The sequence below is a fragment of the Shewanella sp. SR43-8 genome, from assembly GCF_014163775.1.
GTDB lineage: Bacteria > Pseudomonadota > Gammaproteobacteria > Enterobacterales > Shewanellaceae > Shewanella > Shewanella vesiculosa.
In genome coordinates this window covers 274,448-293,335 of record NZ_JACJDX010000008.1, presented here as the reverse complement: position 1 = coordinate 293,335, position 18,888 = coordinate 274,448, and the positions used below count along the sequence as shown (strand labels likewise).

The 18,888-nt window shown below is 40.6% G+C and carries 11 protein-coding genes and 4 tRNA genes; 9 read left to right on the top strand and 6 right to left on the bottom strand.

Annotated features, from left to right (window positions below):
- The 7 genes from H5114_RS12695 to H5114_RS12665 all read left to right on the top strand — a co-directional run.
- On the top strand, positions 1 to 2,728 hold a 2,728-nt coding region (locus tag H5114_RS12695), incomplete at its 5' end, for a VWA domain-containing protein (RefSeq protein ID WP_182723121.1).
- An 82-nt stretch (positions 2,729 to 2,810) separates the two neighbouring features.
- Entirely contained in the window at positions 2,811 to 4,988 is a 2,178-nt protein-coding gene (locus H5114_RS12690) for a type I secretion system permease/ATPase (protein ID WP_182697797.1), read from the top strand.
- Positions 4,985 to 6,367 (top strand): HlyD family type I secretion periplasmic adaptor subunit, encoded by a 1,383-nt coding sequence (locus H5114_RS12685; protein WP_182697796.1) that lies wholly within the window; start codon positions 4,985 to 4,987, stop codon positions 6,365 to 6,367. The genes H5114_RS12690 and H5114_RS12685 overlap by 4 nt, the downstream gene beginning before the upstream one ends.
- Positions 6,368 to 6,389: 22 nt before the next feature.
- Entirely contained in the window at positions 6,390 to 7,802 is a 1,413-nt protein-coding gene (locus H5114_RS12680; RefSeq protein ID WP_182723120.1) for a TolC family outer membrane protein, read from the top strand.
- A complete protein-coding gene (locus tag H5114_RS12675) occupies positions 7,802 to 8,407 on the top strand; it encodes an OmpA family protein (RefSeq protein WP_182723119.1) in 606 nt (201 codons plus the stop codon). Before H5114_RS12680 ends, H5114_RS12675 begins: the two co-directional genes overlap by 1 nt.
- Before the next feature lie 86 nt (positions 8,408 to 8,493).
- Entirely contained in the window at positions 8,494 to 9,144 is a 651-nt protein-coding gene (locus H5114_RS12670; RefSeq protein ID WP_182697793.1) for a transglutaminase-like cysteine peptidase, read from the top strand.
- A 7-nt stretch (positions 9,145 to 9,151) separates the two neighbouring features.
- Positions 9,152 to 11,074 carry an EAL domain-containing protein gene (locus H5114_RS12665; RefSeq protein ID WP_182723118.1) on the top strand — a complete coding sequence of 641 codons (1,923 nt, stop codon included), beginning with the start codon at positions 9,152 to 9,154 and terminating at the stop codon, positions 11,072 to 11,074.
- 430 nt (positions 11,075 to 11,504) lie between these two features.
- On the opposite strand, the gene H5114_RS12660 is transcribed toward H5114_RS12665, so the two are convergent.
- The 4 genes from H5114_RS12660 to H5114_RS12645 form a co-directional block, all read right to left on the bottom strand.
- Positions 11,505 to 11,581: transfer RNA gene (locus H5114_RS12660), tRNA-Pro, on the bottom strand.
- 59 nt (positions 11,582 to 11,640) lie between these two features.
- Positions 11,641 to 11,717 (bottom strand) — tRNA-Pro (locus H5114_RS12655).
- Positions 11,718 to 11,743: 26 nt separating this feature from the next.
- A tRNA-His gene (locus tag H5114_RS12650) sits at positions 11,744 to 11,819 on the bottom strand.
- A 51-nt stretch (positions 11,820 to 11,870) separates the two neighbouring features.
- Positions 11,871 to 11,947 (bottom strand) — tRNA-Arg (locus H5114_RS12645).
- Positions 11,948 to 12,199: 252 nt separating this feature from the next.
- Here H5114_RS12645 and H5114_RS12640 point away from each other — a divergent pair.
- Positions 12,200 to 14,824 carry a diguanylate cyclase domain-containing protein gene (locus tag H5114_RS12640; RefSeq protein WP_182723117.1) on the top strand — a complete coding sequence of 875 codons (2,625 nt, stop codon included), beginning with the start codon at positions 12,200 to 12,202 and terminating at the stop codon, positions 14,822 to 14,824.
- Positions 14,825 to 14,847: 23 nt separating this feature from the next.
- On the opposite strand, the gene rep is transcribed toward H5114_RS12640, so the two are convergent.
- Positions 14,848 to 16,860, bottom strand: a complete 2,013-nt coding sequence (gene rep / locus H5114_RS12635; protein WP_124017537.1) for a DNA helicase Rep — start codon at positions 16,858 to 16,860, stop codon at positions 14,848 to 14,850.
- Between the two features lie 143 nt (positions 16,861 to 17,003).
- Between rep and H5114_RS12630 the strand changes: the two genes are divergently transcribed.
- The gene (locus H5114_RS12630; RefSeq protein ID WP_124017536.1) at positions 17,004 to 17,252 is read left to right on the top strand and encodes a ubiquinone biosynthesis accessory factor UbiK; all 249 of its coding nucleotides are present in this window, start codon (positions 17,004 to 17,006) and stop codon (positions 17,250 to 17,252) included.
- A gap of 77 nt (positions 17,253 to 17,329) precedes the next feature.
- Here H5114_RS12630 and H5114_RS12625 read toward each other — a convergent pair whose 3' ends face one another.
- Entirely contained in the window at positions 17,330 to 18,466 is a 1,137-nt protein-coding gene (locus H5114_RS12625) for an alanine--glyoxylate aminotransferase family protein (protein WP_124017535.1), read from the bottom strand.
- Between the last annotated feature and the right edge of the window lie 422 nt (positions 18,467 to 18,888).

Below are 18,888 nucleotides of genomic sequence, written 5' to 3'. Positions count from 1 at the left end.
CGCCGTCGCCAATGACTTTGAAGCCCTGGCGAACGTGCACAATTTAGTCGTCGGCGCCTCAGATGGCGTCAACACCACCAACATTAACGTCACCCTCACTGAGCTTGATGTCAATGAAGCGCCTGTTATTGATGATTACAGCAGCACTATTAACGATTCGATTGCCAATGGCACTAGCGTATATGATGTGAATGATGCCAACACAGGTAACGATACCGATATTGATAGTGATAACTTAACTTACTCTTTCATTCTAGCTAATGGATCGAGCAGCTTAATTAGCGAAAATGGTGCATTTATTATTGATGCTCAGACTGGTGTCATTTCTGTTAATGACACGACACAAATTAACTATGACAATGGTAGCCAAATTAGCCTAACCGTTAAGACAAGTGATGGCAGCTTAAGTGATACTGCAATTGTGACCTTTGATCTTAATAACGTTGATGCTAACGATGACCTTCCTGGATCATCATATTCAGTGACCACAGGTTCTAATACCGCTTGGACTATTCCACAGTCTAATGGCGAGAATCTAATGACGATATCCGCTCGTAATGCTGATGGTTCTATGGGTGTATTAAACTATGAACCTGGTAATAATTTGCTCGGAGTAGCAGGATCTCCACGCAGCTCAGACCAAATTACTGGACAAATTGAATATAACTCAGCGACAGGCACCTCAGAGTCGGTTGTCATTGATTTTAATGGCCTAGTAAATAAAGCTGAATTCAGTGTTTCTAACCTGTTTTCAGATGAAAATAATGGCGAACAAGGAATTTGGAAGGCTTATTATAATGGCCAACTAGTCGCAAGCGACACATTCAAGACGGACGCTGGCAATGTGGGGACTTTCAATATTGACACTGGTAATATTGTCTTTGACCAATTAGTGTTTGAAGCAACACAGACAATTAATGAAGCAACGAATGGTAGTGTCTTAAGTGACTCATCTGATTACTTCTTAACCGGCATTACCGCGTCTGGTCCAGCTATTATGGGCACTTATATGGTCTCTGAAGATGGCGTGCTATCTATTACAGATACTAGCCTAGGCCTATTGAATAATGACTCAGATGCGCAAGGTCATACATTTACGCTAACTGGGGTGAATGGTGCAACAGTTACAGATGGTCAGATGATTTTGCTAGATAGTGGTGCACTATTAACCATACACAGCGATGGTACCTATTCTTACGACACCAATAATGCATTTGAATCACTAACGGCTGGCGAGCTGTCAACTGATACCTTTACCTACACAGTAACAGATCAATATGGTGCTACAGATACAGCAACTGTGACCATAAATATTGTGGGAGAATCTGATCCTAGCTCAACTTATGTGAGCTATACCGGAAATCCTAACGATGACACGATTCAAGGAACAAACAATAACGATGTTATCGTTAGTGATCAGCAGTCGATAAAAATAGTTGATGGTGAATCTTACAATATTGCCTTCATTGTCGATACTTCTGGAAGTGTAGGTCGTACTCAGCTCGATATCATGAAAGCTCAGTTAACCTCAGTATTTGATACGCTAAAGGCAAGCATAGGTGGTACACATTCGGGCATAGTGAATATTTTGTTAGTGGATTTTGATACTGGTCTTCAAGCTTCAGTTCCAGTCAACTTAGCTGACACCAATGCTCTTACGTTATTAGCCGCAGCACTCAATGCTATGGCTTCTGGTGGTAATACAAATTATGCGGCAGGCTTTAATGCTGCTACAAGCTGGTTCAACAGTTTAAGTGGTGGTGAAAACTTAACCTACTTTATTACCGATGGTTATCCTAATACTAATTCAAGTAGCGCTCCTGCAGCTTTTGCTAATTTGAATGCCATTTCAGATATCGAGGCTATCGGGATCGGCAACGGTATTAATTATACTACTCTACAAAATTATGATTCTGACGGCACTCCAGTAACTGGTGTTAATGCCAACAACCTTGCCTCTGTTATTTTGGGTACTGAAACACAGTTACTTCAAGGTGATGATAATGTTGATGGTGCTGCTGGTAATGACATTATCTTTGGTGACTTGGCCCAGTTTGCTGGTATAACGGAACAAGGCTATCTCGCTTTACAAAGCTATGTTGCAGATAAAACAGGCCAAAACATTGCCGATATTGATGTAAGTGAAGTACATGATTACATTCGTGAACATGTAAATGAATTTAATATCAACAATCAATATGACGGTAACGATATTTTAAATGGTGCAGCGGGTAACGACATCATTTTTGGCCAAGGTGGCAATGACCTTATCCATGGCGGCGAAGGTAATGACGTGCTTATCGGTGGTTTAGGCGATGACACACTCATTGGTGGTCTGGGTAATGACACTTTTGTATGGTCTAAGGGCGATACTGGTACCGATACGATTAAAGACTTCGAAGTTAACAATGACTCTCTTCATATCAGTGATTTATTACAAAATGAACAGAACGGTAACTTAGAATCCTATCTTGAATTCTCGTTCAGTAATGGCAGTACGACAATTTCTATCGATGCCGACCTTAATGGCACTGTTGACCAATTGATTGTACTCGATGGTGTAGACCTGTCGCATGAATACGGTAGCAATGATGAGGGCGTGATTATTAACGGTTTGCTTAATGATGGTGCACTTATTGTTGATACTGCAACAGCCAACCCAGCTCCGTCACCAGGAACCACTCATGCTGATCTATTTGATCAACATAATGGAAATATTATTCCTTAATAACAACACATTGACTGCGCCACATAGTATTATGTGGCGCATATTTGATAATTCTAACAATAATATTAAGGATAAAGATTAGGTGCCTAAAACTGCGTCTAACACAAGTGAGCAATGGACTATTTCGGCTGCCCAACGGGTAACGGTTGATCCTTTACTCGACTGTCTAGTGTTATTAACTGAACATTTTGGCAACCCTTGCTCAATAGATTCTCTTGCGGCAGGACTCCCGCTGTCTGGTGCAGTCATCACACCTGATTTAATCCCTCAAGCGGCTGGTAGAGCTGGATTATCAGCGAAGTTATCACGAAAAGATTTAAATCAAATTTCCAAAATTTTATTGCCTTGTATCTTATTATTAAAAGATAAAAAGGCATGTATTTTAAGAGAAATAGATCTAGAACAAGACAAGGCCATAATTCAATTACCCGAAACGGGTGGCGAAGATACTCTAACAATCGAAGGTTTAGAAACCCTATACGTCGGCTATTTATTCTTAGTTAAACAAGATTATCGTGGTGATAAAAGTTTTGATGTTCACCTGCATGACAGCAAAACACATTGGTTAATGCAAAGCATCAAAGACTCTGCTCCTATTTACCGAGATGCGCTTATAGCCTCAGTATTAGTTAACCTTTTTGCACTAGTTTCACCACTCTTTATTATGAATGTTTATGACAAAGTGGTGCCCAATCTTGCATTTGAATCACTTTGGGTTTTAGCCATAGGTGCCAGCATTGCTTATATATTTGACTTTATTATGCGGCAGTTACGAAGTTATTTAATCGATATTGCAGGTAAAAAAGTCGACATTATTGTTTCATCAAAACTATTTGCAAAAGCCATTGGTATTCCACTTTCAAAACGCTCGCCAAGTGTTGGCGGCATGGCAAGACAACTAGGTGAGTTTGACAGTATTCGGGAGTTTTTAACTTCTGCAACCATAACCACATTAGTTGATTTACCGTTTGCACTGCTATTTGTGGTCATCATCTATATTGTCGCGGGTGATTTAGCCATCATCCCAGTAATTTGCAGCTTAGTTATTATTGCGGTGACCTTTTATCTTCAACCTAAACTAAAACAAGCCATTGAAGAAAGTAATCGTTTTGCTAGCTTAAAGCATGGACATTTAATAGAAAGTTTAACCGCATTAGAATCCATTAAAGCTAATGGCGCCGAAGGCTTAGTACAGAAAAGCTGGCAACAAATGATCGGTCATACTGCTAACTGGCAACTTAAAACTAAAAAGTTATCCAATTATGTGACTAATATTGCTAACTTCATGGTGCAATTAACTGTTGTCATGGTCGTGATACTGGGTGTGTATAGATTAGCTGATAACGAAATATCTATGGGTGGGATTATTGCTGCGGTCATGCTATCTAGCAGAGCCATATCACCGATGGCGCAATTAGCAGGCTTAATTACTCGTGGTAATCATACAATAAGTTCACTGCGCCAACTAGACGCTATCATGGAACAAGAAGATGAGTTTGAAGACAAAGGAAATCTAGCCAGTAAAGAACGGTTTATGGGCAAAATTGAAGCTGATAATATTAGTTTCAGCTTTCCAGGCTCGGAAAAACCAAGCTTACACCCTTTCTCGATCAGTATTAATCCAGGTGAGCGTATTGCTATTATTGGTCGAAATGGCTCAGGTAAAAGTACCTTAGCCAAATTACTGCTCGGATTGTACAAACCAACTCAAGGTAGTCTTCGCTATGATGGCCTTGATGCAGGACAAATTCACCCTAGCGATCTTAGACGTAACTTTGGCTACTTACCCCAAGACGTCACCTTATTTCACGGTACCATTCGCGACAATATTTTATTTGGTTCTCGTCAAGTGACAGAGCATCAATTAATAAGAGCGATCCAGCTGTCTGGCGTGAATATGTTTACTAACCTGGAGTCAGAAGGCTTAGACCAACAAGTAGGTGAAGGTGGCCTCGCACTTAGTCGTGGTCAAAGGCAAACCGTTGCTTTAGCAAGAGCAACATTAAATGATCCGTCAATATTATTAATGGATGAGCCAACGGCAAGCCTGGATGCTAGAGCTGAAAAGCAGTTTATTCGCTCAATGCAGTTAGTCAGTCGTGAAAGAACCTTACTACTTATTACTCATAAAATGCATTTATTAAATCTTGTCGATCGTATCATTGTACTCGAACGTGGTCATGTTGTGGCTGATGGCCCTAAAGATGAGGTCCTAGCAAAACTCAATTCAGGGACCCTGTCTGGAGGCCAATCTTCATGAGTAAATATCTGACAACGAAAGATTTAGAAATGGTCGATGATGTTTATGGCGCCATGATGACCGATGCCCCGTCAGGGCATCGTCTTATTATTTGGTCGCTCGCTGCAATGATGATGTGTTTTTTTATTTGGGCATATTTCTCAGAATTAGATCAGGTGACGACAGGAACCGGTAAAGTCATTCCCTCTTCACAACTGCAAGTTATTCAAAGTTTAGATGGTGGTATTTTACAAGAGATCTATGTTCAAGAAGGTGGATTAGTGACTAAAGATCAACCTTTAGCTCGTATTGATGACACACGATTTCGCTCAGACTTTGACCAACAAGAGCAAGAGGTCTTTGGGTTACAGACAAATATTATTCGCATGCGCACTGAGTTGGACAGCATCATTATCTCTGACATGTCCTCAGACTGGCGCCAACAAGTGAAAATTACTAAGCAAAATTTAGTTTTTCCACAAACAATTATTGATGAAGAACCAGAACTGGTTAAACGCCAACAAGAAGAGTATTCCATTCGACTTGATAATTTAAGTAACCAATTAGAAATTTTAGCGCGTCAAATTCAACAACGACAACAAGAAATTGAAGAATTAGCTTCTAAAATCAGTACACTTACGACAAGTTATCAATTAGTATCTCGCGAACTCGAATTGACTCGACCGCTTGCTCGTAAAGGCATTGTGCCTGAAGTAGAACTCCTCAAACTTGAGCGCACCGTAAACGATATTCAGGGCGAATTACAATCTGTTAGACTCTTGCGCCCAAAAGTGAAAGCCGCTATGGATGAGGCCATTTTAAAACGTCGCGACGCAGTGTTTGTTTATGCTACCGATCTACGGGCACAGCTTAATGAAATGCAAACGAAATTATCGCGCATGAACCAAGCGCAAAAAGGAGCATTTGATAAAGTCAGCAAAGCTGTCATTACCTCTCCTGTTATTGGCACCATTAAAAAGATTAACTTTAATACTTTGGGTGGAGTTGTTCAGCCAGGCGAAGATATTATGGAAATTGTTCCTTCAGAAGATAAATTACTGATAGAAACCAAAATAATACCAAAAGATATTGCTTTTTTACATCCAGGATTACCTGCAATAGTCAAAGTGACTGCCTATGACTTTACTCGGTATGGTGGGCTCAAAGGAACGGTTGAGCATATTAGTGCCGATACGTCACAGGACGATGAAGGTAACAGTTTCTATATTGTAAAAGTAAGAACACAAGAATCCAGTTTAATGAAAGACGATGGTACAGAGATGCCAATTATTCCTGGAATGCTCACTTCGGTTGATGTCATTACAGGAAAAAGATCCATACTTGAGTATATTTTAAATCCAATTTTAAGAGCCAAAGATACAGCTCTTAGAGAGCGCTAAGAAGAACCAGGAGGGTTTTTTAATGACTATTACTACAACAAAACAGCAAAACAAGTTAACTGTTATAGCACTAACTTTGTCAATGCTGATAGCCCCGACAGCTTCAAGTCAAACACTTGAGCAAGCTGTTGCATATACACTAGATACAAACCCAGATCTACGTATAGCTTTTAATCGCTTTAAAGCACGTGAAGAGCAAGTTAATCAAGCTCAATCAGGATACATGCCGACACTTGATATCACAGCGGGTTATGGCTGGGAACAAACAGATAGTCCTTCAACACGTCGCCGAGCGGGTCAAGGTGATGTTGATAGTGACGGTATGATTGATTTAGAACGTGGCGAAGCCGGTGTTAGCATCAAACAAATGCTTTTTGATGGTTTTTATACCAGTAGCGAAGTCGATCGCTATTCATTTGAAGCGAGTGCAGATCAGTGGGCATTATTTTCTGCTGCTGAAGATACCGCATTGGATGTGACAAAAGTCTACTTAAACTACATCCGTAGTGAGCAAGTATTACTGCTGTCTGAAAAAAATCTCGCGAGTCATAAAGAGATATATGACCAAATAAAACAGCGTACTGATTCTGGATTGGGATCAACAGCAGATTTATCGCAAATTGCAGGCCGTCTCGCCCGTGCAAATGCCAATGTTATTTCAGCTAAAAACAATCTACAAGATGCCCGCGCAGCCTTTGTTAGAGTGGTTGAAGCACAGCCTGTTGACTTAATTCTACCTGTGCCTGATGCCGATTTGCTGCCTGAAAGTTTAGATAAAGGGATCATGTTAGCTAAAGCAAAACACCCAATATTAAAATCAGCAGAAAATGACATTAATGCTGCTAAAAAAGAGCGTAGTTCAGCCCAAGCTAACTATTATCCAAAATTAAGTTTAGAGCTTAACGGTAACTGGAATAATGATACCTCTGGTGAAGACGGCTATAGCGCGATTAATAGCCAGAACGTCAATGGCTATAATAATGACTTAGTCGCCATGGTTAGGATGAAATACAACCTGTTCTCTGGTGGTAAAGACACCTCTAAAGACAGAGAGAGCGCCTATAAAATCAATGAGGCAAAAGAGGTCCAACAACGCGCTTATCGTGAAGTTGTTGAAGGTATTTCTTTAGCTTGGAATGCCTATGAAATGTTAGCACCGCAAAAACAGTTTATTCGTGAACATGTTGTTGCAGCAAAACAGACTCAAGTCGCTTATGAACAACAGTTTAATTTGGGTCAACGTACCCTTCTTGACTTACTCGATACCGAAAATGAACTATTTGAAGCTCGTAAGGATTACTTACAAACTGAGTACGATGAAATTGCCGCTCGCTATCGAGTACTAAATGCAACTGGCGATCTACTTGACTCACTTCGAGTAACACGTCCAGGAGAATGGCGTGGAGAGCAGGATTATGAAGGAGGAGTAAAATAATGAAATACTTACTAGTTTTATTCGCATTGATAACGACTGCAGGCTGTTCGGTAACCGATATTGTTGAGTCGAATCCATCTACAACTCAACAATTTGATCTTAATGATAGTGACCGTGATGGCGTGATCATGGCCCGTGAACGTTGCGCTGGTACTGTTGTGGGTGCTGCGGTTGACAACTATGGTTGTGGCAGAATAACAAATATCAATGAACGCCAAGACTTAAAAATTCTATTTAGTAATAATTCTACGGTTATCGAACCTCAATATTATAACCAAATTGAAAAAGTAGCTAAATTGATGGAAACATATCCGACCACAAGGGTGACAATTGAAGGTCATACAAGCAAAGTTGGCAGTTATGAGCTAAATTTAGCGTTATCTCAACATCGTGCTAAAGCTGTCACTGATGTGTTAAAAACCACCTATGGTATCAATCCAAGCCGCTTAACGGCAATTGGTTATAGTTTTGATCGTCCTATCGATAACAGTGGCACACCAGCAGCAGAGGAACGTAATCGACGTGTAATCGCTGAAGTGACAGCTGATGATACTATTCCAGCAATGCGATGGAATATCTACACTGTAGATGAAGAAATTGACTAACGGACATACAAGGCATTGATTCTTTGAGTCGCGAAAGCAGCAAAGTAACCATATCGCTATATAAAAGGGTCTGCCATGTTTTTATTATGGCATCGGCCCTTTTAGTTTCATGTTTATTTGCCGCTCCGACACAAGAGTTAAACCAAGACAAAACCGTCGCTGCATTATCGCAACGCTATGGCGATCGCGCCGGATTACGGGCCAATGCTTGGTTTAATATCGTCAGAGATTCGCAACAACTTGCTGATATAGACAAATTAGAAAAAGTTAATCAATTTTTTAATTTATTTAGATTTATTGATGATCAAACATTGTGGGGCGACTCCAATTATTGGGCATCGCCAATGGAGTTTATTGGTGCCAATGGCGGGGATTGTGAAGACTTTTCAATAGCAAAATACTTTACGCTACTCCAGCTTGGTATTCCTGAAGATAAACTCAGAATAACCATGGTAAAAGCAACATCTTTAAATCAGTATCATATGGTTTTAGCGTATTATGAAAAACCAAATTCAATCCCGCTAGTGCTTGATAATTTAGATAAAACCATAAAGCTGGCAACAAAAAGAACAGATCTTCTGCCTGTTTACAGTTTTAACGGTAAACAATTATGGTTAAACAAAGAAAAAGGTAGAGGTGTGTTAGCTGGCTCATCATCACGCCTTGAAAAATGGACTGACCTTAAACTTAGATTAGGTGTAGATCGCCTACGCCAACCAAAACTCAACATGGAGTAGTAACAACATGACCCTGTTCAGGCAGATCTATGCGTTACTTTTTGGGCTTTTCTTGCTAACAATTGCAAGTGTAGCCTATGTACAATTTTCAGAGACCCAAGGTTTCTTATCTAAACAGATGGAATCTGATCTTAATAATGCCAGCAACTCATTAGGACTGATGCTAACGCCTGTTTTAGAAGCGGGTGATGATGCCGGAGCCGAAACATTAGTCAATGTTATTTTTGAGGGCGGCTACTACCAACAAATTAAGTTAACTTGGTTAGTGGGTGGCAAGCAACAGGTGTGGAATAACGCGGTACAAGTCGACAATGTTCCTCAATGGTTTATTGATCTTAATTTGTTTAAAACAATAAAAAAACAAACTACGATTACTTCAGGTTGGTTACAACTTGCCACGCTAGAAATTACCGCAAATCCAGGTTTTGGCTATCAAGAATTATGGCGGATTATTTCCGACATTATTATTTTGTTTTCGATCTTATTCCTCATTGCCATTATCTGTGCAAGAGTAGGATTAAGCTGGATATTAAAACCATTAAATACCCTTTCTGTACACGCAAAAAAAATTGCTGAGCGCCAATTTGGCCCTGATATGCCAGCACCAAAAACCAAAGAACTCAAAGAACTAGTCAATGCATTTAACAGCATGTCTGCTCAGTTAAAACAAGTATTTAACTCCCTCGACGAAGAAGTCTCTGCATTAAGAAAGAAAAATCTCGTCGATCAGGTATCTGGACTGCCAAATAGACAATACATGGTAAGTCGAGTGAATGGCTGGTTAAGCGAGCCCAGCACTGGGGCGCTTTACTTAGTCAAAATGGATTGGTTAGAAGAAGTTCACAGTAAATATGGTTTCCAAGTTCGTGATGAGACAATTCGTATTCTGGCGGAGAAACTACAGCATCACCAAGATGAAATATCCTCTTCTGTTATTGCGCGGATTGCTGCGTACGAATTTGCCTTTCTTGTTGAAGACTGTGAACACGACCAACTAACTAAATATTTGCAGAGCCTCATACGCACGGTGAATAAAGAAATATCTAAATCTGGCTGCAAACCCAACGAACAGTTTTATATTGGTGTAGCAGAGCGTTTAGGGCAAATGACGGTATCTGATATGCTGGCCCAAGCAGATAACGCATTGCAACAAGCCATTAAAGACGAAAAGGTGTTCCATTGGTTTGAAAACACTCAAAAGCAGCTTTTTACCCGAGAAGAATGGCGCAGTAATTTAAACAATGCTATCAAGACCAGAAACTTCCAATTCCGTTGGCAGCCAATTCAGTTATGTGCCAGAGATGAAATTTGTCAACGCGAGCTATATTGTCAGCTGAAAATAGGCGAAACAACCCTGCACGCAGGTCAATTTATGCCTTATGTAGAATTGCTCTCATTAGGGACTATGCTTGATCGTTGCTTAATTGAAACCATCAATGAAAATCGTTTATTTGAACGTAACTATGAACGTGTTGCCATTAACCTCACCTATCAAAGTATAAGTGATACTGATTTCCATGTATGGTTAAAACAGTTCCTACGAGCCAGTAAATACGCCGATCGTATTTGTTTCGAAATTCCAGAAGCGAGTGTTTATAGCGACTTAGAATCTTGTGAAAATCTGTGTAAAGTCATTAGAGATTCTGGCGCCCATTTTGGTATTGACCATTTTGGTCGTCAATTTGGCTCTATGGCCTACTTACAAAGCTTACGTCCTAACTATGTCAAACTTGACCAATCACTGGCTTACATTGAAGATAATCAACATAACAGCGAATTATGCCGTGCGTTAGTCAATGTTGCTAAGGGATTAGATATTCAAGTTATTGTCACAGGGATCCAGGAAGCTGAACAATTAACAAGGTTTACAGATCTCAGAGTGGATGCCTATCAAGGCTTTATTGCACCACCAGTCAATATAGATCTATAAATTATATCAATGAATTGCTCACTGAAAACTAACCACTCTTTTGAGTGGTTTTTTTATATCTCGGCGATTAGCTCACTAATTGATAGTGGTTAACATCTAAGCTTATGATCTTTAAAATTATATTTTAACGTCTTGCCCAGAGTTCACTTCTAATGGAGTGGCCACAACACATTTAGGTTGATCTCTTGAACCACTGCTAGAAAGTTATTGCTTGGGGGCAATATATCATTAGGCGCTAATACGGCCTATAACGCAGTCTAAGGGGCTCAATAGAGATAGGTAATAAGAGAACAGCACACCGATATTAATGCCCATACAATCAATTAGATTGAGGGTTTATGATGGTTGCTGAAGTAACAATATACCATTGGAATCATTAATCGATTCTAGAAAAACAAAAAGCCACTCATAAGAGTGGCTTTTTTTAAATTGGTCGGTGATAGAGGATTCGAACCTCTGACCCTCTCGTCCCAAACGAGATGCGCTACCGGGCTGCGCTAATCACCGAAATTTACTTTAAACTGTGCAGCAAACCAATTAATCAAGTTAACCTGTTCACTTAAATATGGTCGGTGATAGAGGATTCGAACCTCTGACCCTCTCGTCCCAAACGAGATGCGCTACCGGGCTGCGCTAATCACCGAAATAAATATAAAACAACAAATTGAATGGGGTGACTGATGGGGCTCGAACCCACGACAACCGGAATCACAATCCGGGACTCTACCAACTGAGCTACAATCACCACTGACTTTCAATTCTACTAACCAATACGACAGAAACTGTACTTGCCGAATGGTGCGCCCAGAAGGATTCGAACCTTCGGCCTTACCCTCCGGAGGGGTACGCTCTATCCAGCTGAGCTATGGGCGCTCGCCTTGGTTAGCGAGGCATATAATAGGGATAAAACAGCTTCACGTCTAGCCTTGATTTACTTTCTTTTGACTGACTGACTAACTTTTACGCGTTTAAGGCAACAATTAACCTGTTTTTTATCACTTACGACAATTATTAACCTTGTGTTTACATTTATTTCGCTTGGATCACATTTATATTTATGGTAATTATAATGATTGTTCAACAATATTTGTTTACAGAATTAATAGGATAACGATAAACAAGGGTATGGATACAATCATTAGCCACTCTGAAACCTTTCCTAGGATCGAGCATCTCCAAAAACGGGTCGCTCGTTTAAAGCGTTTGGCTAAAAAATATAAACGTTCTGAGATTATTCAAAACGCCTTACTCGGTATTTCCAATATTGCGACCCAGGTCACTTCACTTGATGACTTTTATCAACGAGTTCATTTACATCTACAACAGCTTATCCCTGCAGAAAACTTTTTTATTGCATCTCAAGATGCTAAAACAGGGCTAACAAGTTTACCTTTTTTTGCTGACCAACAAGATTCTCATCCAACAGAGCTTTACCCAGACCAAGAAATATCGGCATTACTCAATAGTGGTCTAACTGGGTATGTGCTTCGCAATGGTGAGCCTTTGTTATGCGACGATAATAAGTTTAATGAATTGATTGCCAGTGGCGATATTAAAAGCCTTGGCTCGCCAAGTCATCAATGGCTTGGCGTACCGATTAAAACTAAAGACGTCGTCAGTGGTGTACTTGTGGTGCAAAGCTACAACGAAGCCAATACTTACGGTGAGTTAGAATTAGAGTTAATGGGCTTTATTTGCCATCATATTTCAGGAGTAATGGAACGGCTTGAGCATCATCAACAACTTGAGCAAGCCATTGTGGAGCGCACTAAAGAGCTCAGCCAAGCGTATGAGAAGGTTAAACAAGAAGTCACTGAGCGAGTTAAAGCGGAGAAATTGCAAAAAACACTGTTTGAAATTGCCGATTTATCTGCATCCAACGTGCTTCAGCAAGATTTTTACTTACGGCTCCACGCTATTATCAGCCAGCTCATTCCTGCCAATAACTGTTTTATTTCGTTAATTGACAAAAATAATATGCTGTCGTTTCCGTTTTATGTGTCGCAAATGACGGCTGAATATCCTGCCTCTCGCCCAATGCAGGATGGATTAACCGAATATATTCTCCAACATAAATTACCGCGATTATTTTCAGCTAAAGATATCTCGACCATGGTTAGTCTAGGTGAAATTTACGCTAAATCACCAGAATTAAACAAAACCGATAGAATGCATCAATGGATAGGTATTCCGTTAATCATTAATGGTGAAGTAGCTGGGGCATTAACCATTTATAGCCTAGATGACGCCCATATTTATCAATTAAAAGATCTTGAACTGCTGACCTTTGTGTCGCAGCACATGGCTAATGCGATTGAACGTAAACTCGCCGCTGAGTCACTGAAGAATAGCCACGAGCTATTAGAAGATAAAGTTGTTCAACGGACCATGGCGCTTGCAGAACTCAACAACAATCTCCAAAAAGAGATTAATCAACGCCGGAAAATGGAGGATCAATTATTATATGATGCTCAACATGATGGCCTGACAGGGTTACCTAACCGTAGCTATTTGATGGAACGTTTATCACAAGCATTAAAGCACTTACGTCGTCATGGGCTAGATCAATTTGCATTATTATTTATCGATCTTGACCGTTTCAAGGTGATCAATGACTCTTTTGGTCATCTAGAAGGCGATCGTTTTTTAATTGAAACGTCACAACGCATAAAATCATGTATTCGCGACAACGATACTCTGGCTCGCATGGGCGGTGATGAATTTGTTATATTACTGGACTCAATTAATGCCACAGAAGATGCCGTCGAAGTCTGTGAGCGTATTTTACAAACATTATCTATGCCATATCAGTTAGCCAAACAAGAATTCATCTCTGGTGCGAGTATAGGGGTGGCTTTTAGCGGACGTAATAAGCTAGTGACCAGTGAATCTCTTCTGCGAGATGCTGACGCCGCAATGTATCAAGCTAAAGCAAATGGTAAAGGGTGTTTCGTCATTTTTGATAACAAGCTGAGCGCGAAATCTAAATTACAACATGACTTAGAAATTGAATTTAAGCAGGCGCTCGAGCAACAGGGATTTAAGATACATTATATTGAAGTGGTCGACTTTAACACTGGTGAGATTATTGCTATTGAACCACAAGTTGAATGGCATCATCTAAAACAAGGCATTATTGATCACTCAAAAATGAAACGCTTGGCGGCACAATATCAGCTAACACTGAATTTAGATGCTTATATGTTTGCCCACTTAAATGAACATTTCCAATCAATTAAGCAACGATATGGTACCAATATTGATCTGCACTTATCGATTAGCAGTCAACATATTAAAAATAAGTTTGTGTTACGCAATCTCAAAAATACCATCAAAGGCAGTAATATCGATTTACTTAAACTGATATTATTTTTTAACGAACAAGCCTTAATGCAAGACACCGAAAATCATATCAATGGCTTCGAGCTTATCTCGCAACTGGATGTGCAAATCGGTATCGATGGCTATGGTACAGGTTACAGCTCGCTCAGTTGCTTAAGCTTCTTACCGATTAAAGCATTAAAGTTAGATGAAGACATCAGTAAGCACTTACTCAATGATAAACAGTTACAATTAGTCAAAGCTTACCAATTGACGGCGCAAACACTTAATTTCGACATGTACGCCACTACCATTGACACGCAACAACAAGTAAGACAGTTTTTAGAACTTGGTTATATGCGTGGTCAAGGGCGAGCAATCAGCAAATTATTTAACGAAAAAAAAAAGCCCCATAAGTCTTGTGCCTAATCAATAGGCCAACCTAATTAGCACTACTTTTTAAACATATCGCGTATGTTGGCAATATGGCTTTTACTGGTTTCCACACGCTGCTCTTCAGTTTGAACTGGCTTACGGTTTTCCCAGATTAAGTCATCTTGTGGTAACTCAAGTAAAAAGCGACTGGGTTCACAGCGCATCGTCTCACCAAATTGGCGGCGCTCGCGACATATCACAAACCATAATTCACGCTGCGCTCGCGTTATCCCCACATAAGCCAGACGCCGTTCTTCATCGACATTGTCTTCGTCAATACTCGACTGGTGCGGTAAAATTCTCTCTTCAACCCCCACCATAAATACAAAAGGATATTCCAGTCCTTTAGAAGCATGTAAAGTCATTAACTGTACTTGATCGCCACCTTCATCCTCGCTATTACGTTCCATCATGTCGCGCAGGGTTAATCGAGTAACCACTTCCGGTAGCGTCATCGGTTCATCTAACTCATCACCTTCGAGCATTTCGGTAACCCAACGATATAATTCCGAAATATTTTTCATCCTCATTTCGGCCGCTTTAGCGCTGGTACTGGTTTCGTACAGATAATCTTCGTAATTAATTTTGCGGATCAGCTGTTTAATCGCTTCAACCGGCTCTCCACGAGTTGCTAGCTCACCAGTATCAACAATAAATTTGCCGAATTGATACAGCGAGTTGACCGCCGCGGGTGCAAGGTGATGATTCAATTCAACATCAAAAATCGCTTCAAATAGCGAAATATGCTTTTGATTAGCAAAATTACCCAAACGTTCCAGCGATGCAGGGCCGATACCACGTTTAGGCAAGTTAACCACCCGCAAAAAAGCATTATCATCGTCAGGATTCACCACTAAACGTAAATACCCCATGATGTCTTTAATTTCTGCTCGGGAGAAAAAGGAAGTACCACCACTGAGCTTATAAGGAATGCGGTTGGTCATGAGCGATCTTTCGAGTAAACGAGATTGATGATTACCTCGGTATAAAATGGCGTAATCACCAAATTTAGTCCGCCCAACAAACTTATGCCGAATGATCTCTGCCACCACTCGCTCAGCTTCCTGCTCTTCGTTAGCGGCTATTAATACTCTTAGTGGCTCACCATAAGCTAACTCACTAAATAACGCCTTATCGTAAACGTGAGGGTTGTTAGCAATCAAAATATTGGCAGCACGGAGAATTCGTTGGCTTGATCGATAGTTTTGCTCTAGCTTAATTAATTTAAGCTTAGGAAAATCAGTTCCTAGCAACACCAGATTTTGCGGTTTGGCGCCACGCCAAGAATAAATAGACTGATCGTCATCACCTACTACGGTAAAACGTGAACGCTGACCCACCAACAGTTTCACTAATTCGTATTGGCTAGTATTAGTATCTTGATACTCATCCACCAGCAAGTATTGAATTTTGGTTTGCCAGCGGGTGCGCACCTCTTCATTCATCCGCAACAATAAGGTTGGAATTAAGATAAGATCATCAAAATCGAGCGCATTATAGGACTTCATATGCTGAGCATATCGTTGATACAAGGTAGCAAATAATTGGCTTTGCTCATCTTTTGCCATACTGATTGCCTGCTGAGGGATCACTAATCCCCCTTTCCAGTTCGATATGGCTGATGCCAAGGACTTGATTAAATCTTTATCGTCATCGAACTCATCTTCAGTCAGCTCTTTTAATAGCGCGAAGGTGTCTTGATCATCAAACAAAGAGAAACCCGCCTTAAGCCCAAGCACTTTATGCTCACGCTTAATGATTTCGAGTCCTAAGGTGTGGAAGGTAGATATCCATAATCCACGGGCTTCTTTGCGGCCCATAGACTGAGCCACACGCTCTTTCATTTCACGCGCGGCTTTATTAGTAAAGGTTACGGCGGCAATATTGCGGGCTTTGTAGCCACACTTTTCAACTAAGTAAGCAATTTTATTAATGATAACTCGTGTTTTACCACTCCCCGCGCCAGCAAGCACTAAGCATGGACCCGACACATAATGTACGGCTTCATTTTGCCCTGGATTGAGTTTCATTAATTATTACACCTTACTTAACGTTAAACGAAGGCGGATCATAGCAGAATCAACTGGTGACGGTTAACGAAAAATCACAGTTAAGGTTTGGAAAAGCGCTCACCTCGGTTACAATTAACTCAATATATCAGTAGGGGATCATAATGATTAATCCAAAGAAAATTGAAGAGCTCGCTAAACAACTTAGCGACAACTTACCTAGCGGTGTTAAGCAGTTTGCAGGGGAATTTGAAGAGCGCAGCAAGCAGCTATTACAAAACCAACTGATGAAGCTGGATGTGGTATCGCGTGAAGAGTTTGAAGTGCAGCAACATGTGTTACTGAAAACCCGTGAAAAGCTGGAAGCATTACAAGTACAAGTCAATGAATTAGAGAAAAAGTTAGCTGATTAGCGACTAAATAATCTCTGAAAAATCATAAAAAATGACGCTCTAAAGCGTCATTTTTATGATGATTCAACAATCAATGTTTATGTTAACGACTCTTCTAATGCGTGTAAGCAAAGGGCGACATTTTCACGACGAGCACTGAAGCCCATCAGGCCGATACGCCATGCTTTACCTGCTAAAGCACCTAGCCCAGCACCAATTTCTAAATTATATTCTTCCAATAAATGCTTACGCACTGCAGCGTCATCGACACCGTCTGGAATGTATACTGTATTGAGTTGCGGTAAACGCGACGACTCTTCAACCACAAATTTAAAGCCTAATGTTGTTAGCCCATCACGTAGTAACAAGTGCATTTTTCGGTGTCTTGCCCAGGCATTTTCGAGCCCTTCATTGGCAAGTAAACGTAAAGATTCATGCAGAGCATATAAGGCATTCACTGGCGCAGTGTGATGATAACTGCGTTTAGCACCAGCACTATTGCCCCAATAACCCATGACTAAGGTTTGATCTAAAAACCAACTTTGTACTTGGGTAGTACGGGCTTTAAGCTTGGCAACCGCTTTAGGTGAAAATGACACAGGCGATAAACCGGGGACACAGGAGAGACACTTTTGGCTGCCAGAATAAATGGCATCAATGCCCCACTCATCCACCAGCAATTCAACACCACCCAATGAGGTTACGGCATCAACAATACTGATACAGTCATGTAATTGCGCTAAGGTGCACAAGGTTTTCGCATCAGACAGTGCACCTGTTGAAGTTTCGGCATGCACAAATGCGAGAAATTTTGCATCAGGATGCGCCACGAGTGCTGCTTCAACTTTATCTGGGCATACAGGTTCGCCCCATTCATTGTCGACAACAACTGCTACACCGCCAACTCGTTCAACGTTTTGACGCATGCGCTCACCAAACACCCCATTACGACATACGATGACCTTTTCGCCTGGCTCAACTAAATTGACAAAACAGGTTTCCATACCGGCACTGCCTGGTGCTGATACCGCTAAAGTCATTTCGTTTTTAGTTTGAAAAGCATATTGAATTAAGCTTTTGAGCTCATCCATCATGCCGACAAATAATGGGTCAAGGTGACCGATAGTCGGCCTTGATTGTGCCGCAAGCACTTCGGGATACACATCAGATGGGCCTGGGCCCATTAAGATTCTGCGCGGTGGCATAAAAACTGGAATTGTTGGCACGGGTAACATCAATGTCTCCTTAAAATGAGGTCTAAAATTCATAACTCAATATGAATCTGGAAAAATTTACCCTACATATAAAGCAAAACATACCAATCAGTTGCAGCAAAATAAATCAACATTCACTTGTTGGTAATCGTTTCTACAGACCCACGAATATTTTTTCGTTTTAGGCGTACTGACAATACCACATTGAGGCACTAAATCACCTAAGAAAGGTAGTTAACCTGAACTAGGGATAACAAACGCCTCCCAAACAGCCTTTTGTCTTGCTAACGGTGTTGAATTAACTTGCCATAGACCCGCTATTGACGCGCAATTCGCCTTGTTAGTAAAACAAATGACAAGTTTGATAGTGATAAACGTCTAAGCCTATGATCTTTAATATCATATCTTCATCTCTTATCCCGATTTCAGGTCAGTTAAAAATG

Bases quoted from the DNA above. Each gene is read 5' to 3' on its own strand.
- H5114_RS12630 (WP_124017536.1), top strand. From the start codon at position 17,004: ATGATTAATCCAAAGAAAATTGAAGAGCTCGCTAAACAACTTAGCGAC.
- rep (WP_124017537.1), bottom strand. From the start codon at position 16,860: ATGAAACTCAATCCAGGGCAAAATGAAGCCGTACATTATGTGTCGGGT.
- H5114_RS12665 (WP_182723118.1), top strand. From the start codon at position 9,152: ATGACCCTGTTCAGGCAGATCTATGCGTTACTTTTTGGGCTTTTCTTG.
- H5114_RS12625 (WP_124017535.1), bottom strand. From the start codon at position 18,466: ATGTTACCCGTGCCAACAATTCCAGTTTTTATGCCACCGCGCAGAATC.
- H5114_RS12640 (WP_182723117.1), top strand. From the start codon at position 12,200: ATGGATACAATCATTAGCCACTCTGAAACCTTTCCTAGGATCGAGCAT.
- H5114_RS12675 (WP_182723119.1), top strand. From the start codon at position 7,802: ATGAAATACTTACTAGTTTTATTCGCATTGATAACGACTGCAGGCTGT.
- H5114_RS12670 (WP_182697793.1), top strand. From the start codon at position 8,494: ATGGCATCGGCCCTTTTAGTTTCATGTTTATTTGCCGCTCCGACACAA.
- H5114_RS12685 (WP_182697796.1), top strand. From the start codon at position 4,985: ATGAGTAAATATCTGACAACGAAAGATTTAGAAATGGTCGATGATGTT.
- H5114_RS12680 (WP_182723120.1), top strand. From the start codon at position 6,390: ATGACTATTACTACAACAAAACAGCAAAACAAGTTAACTGTTATAGCA.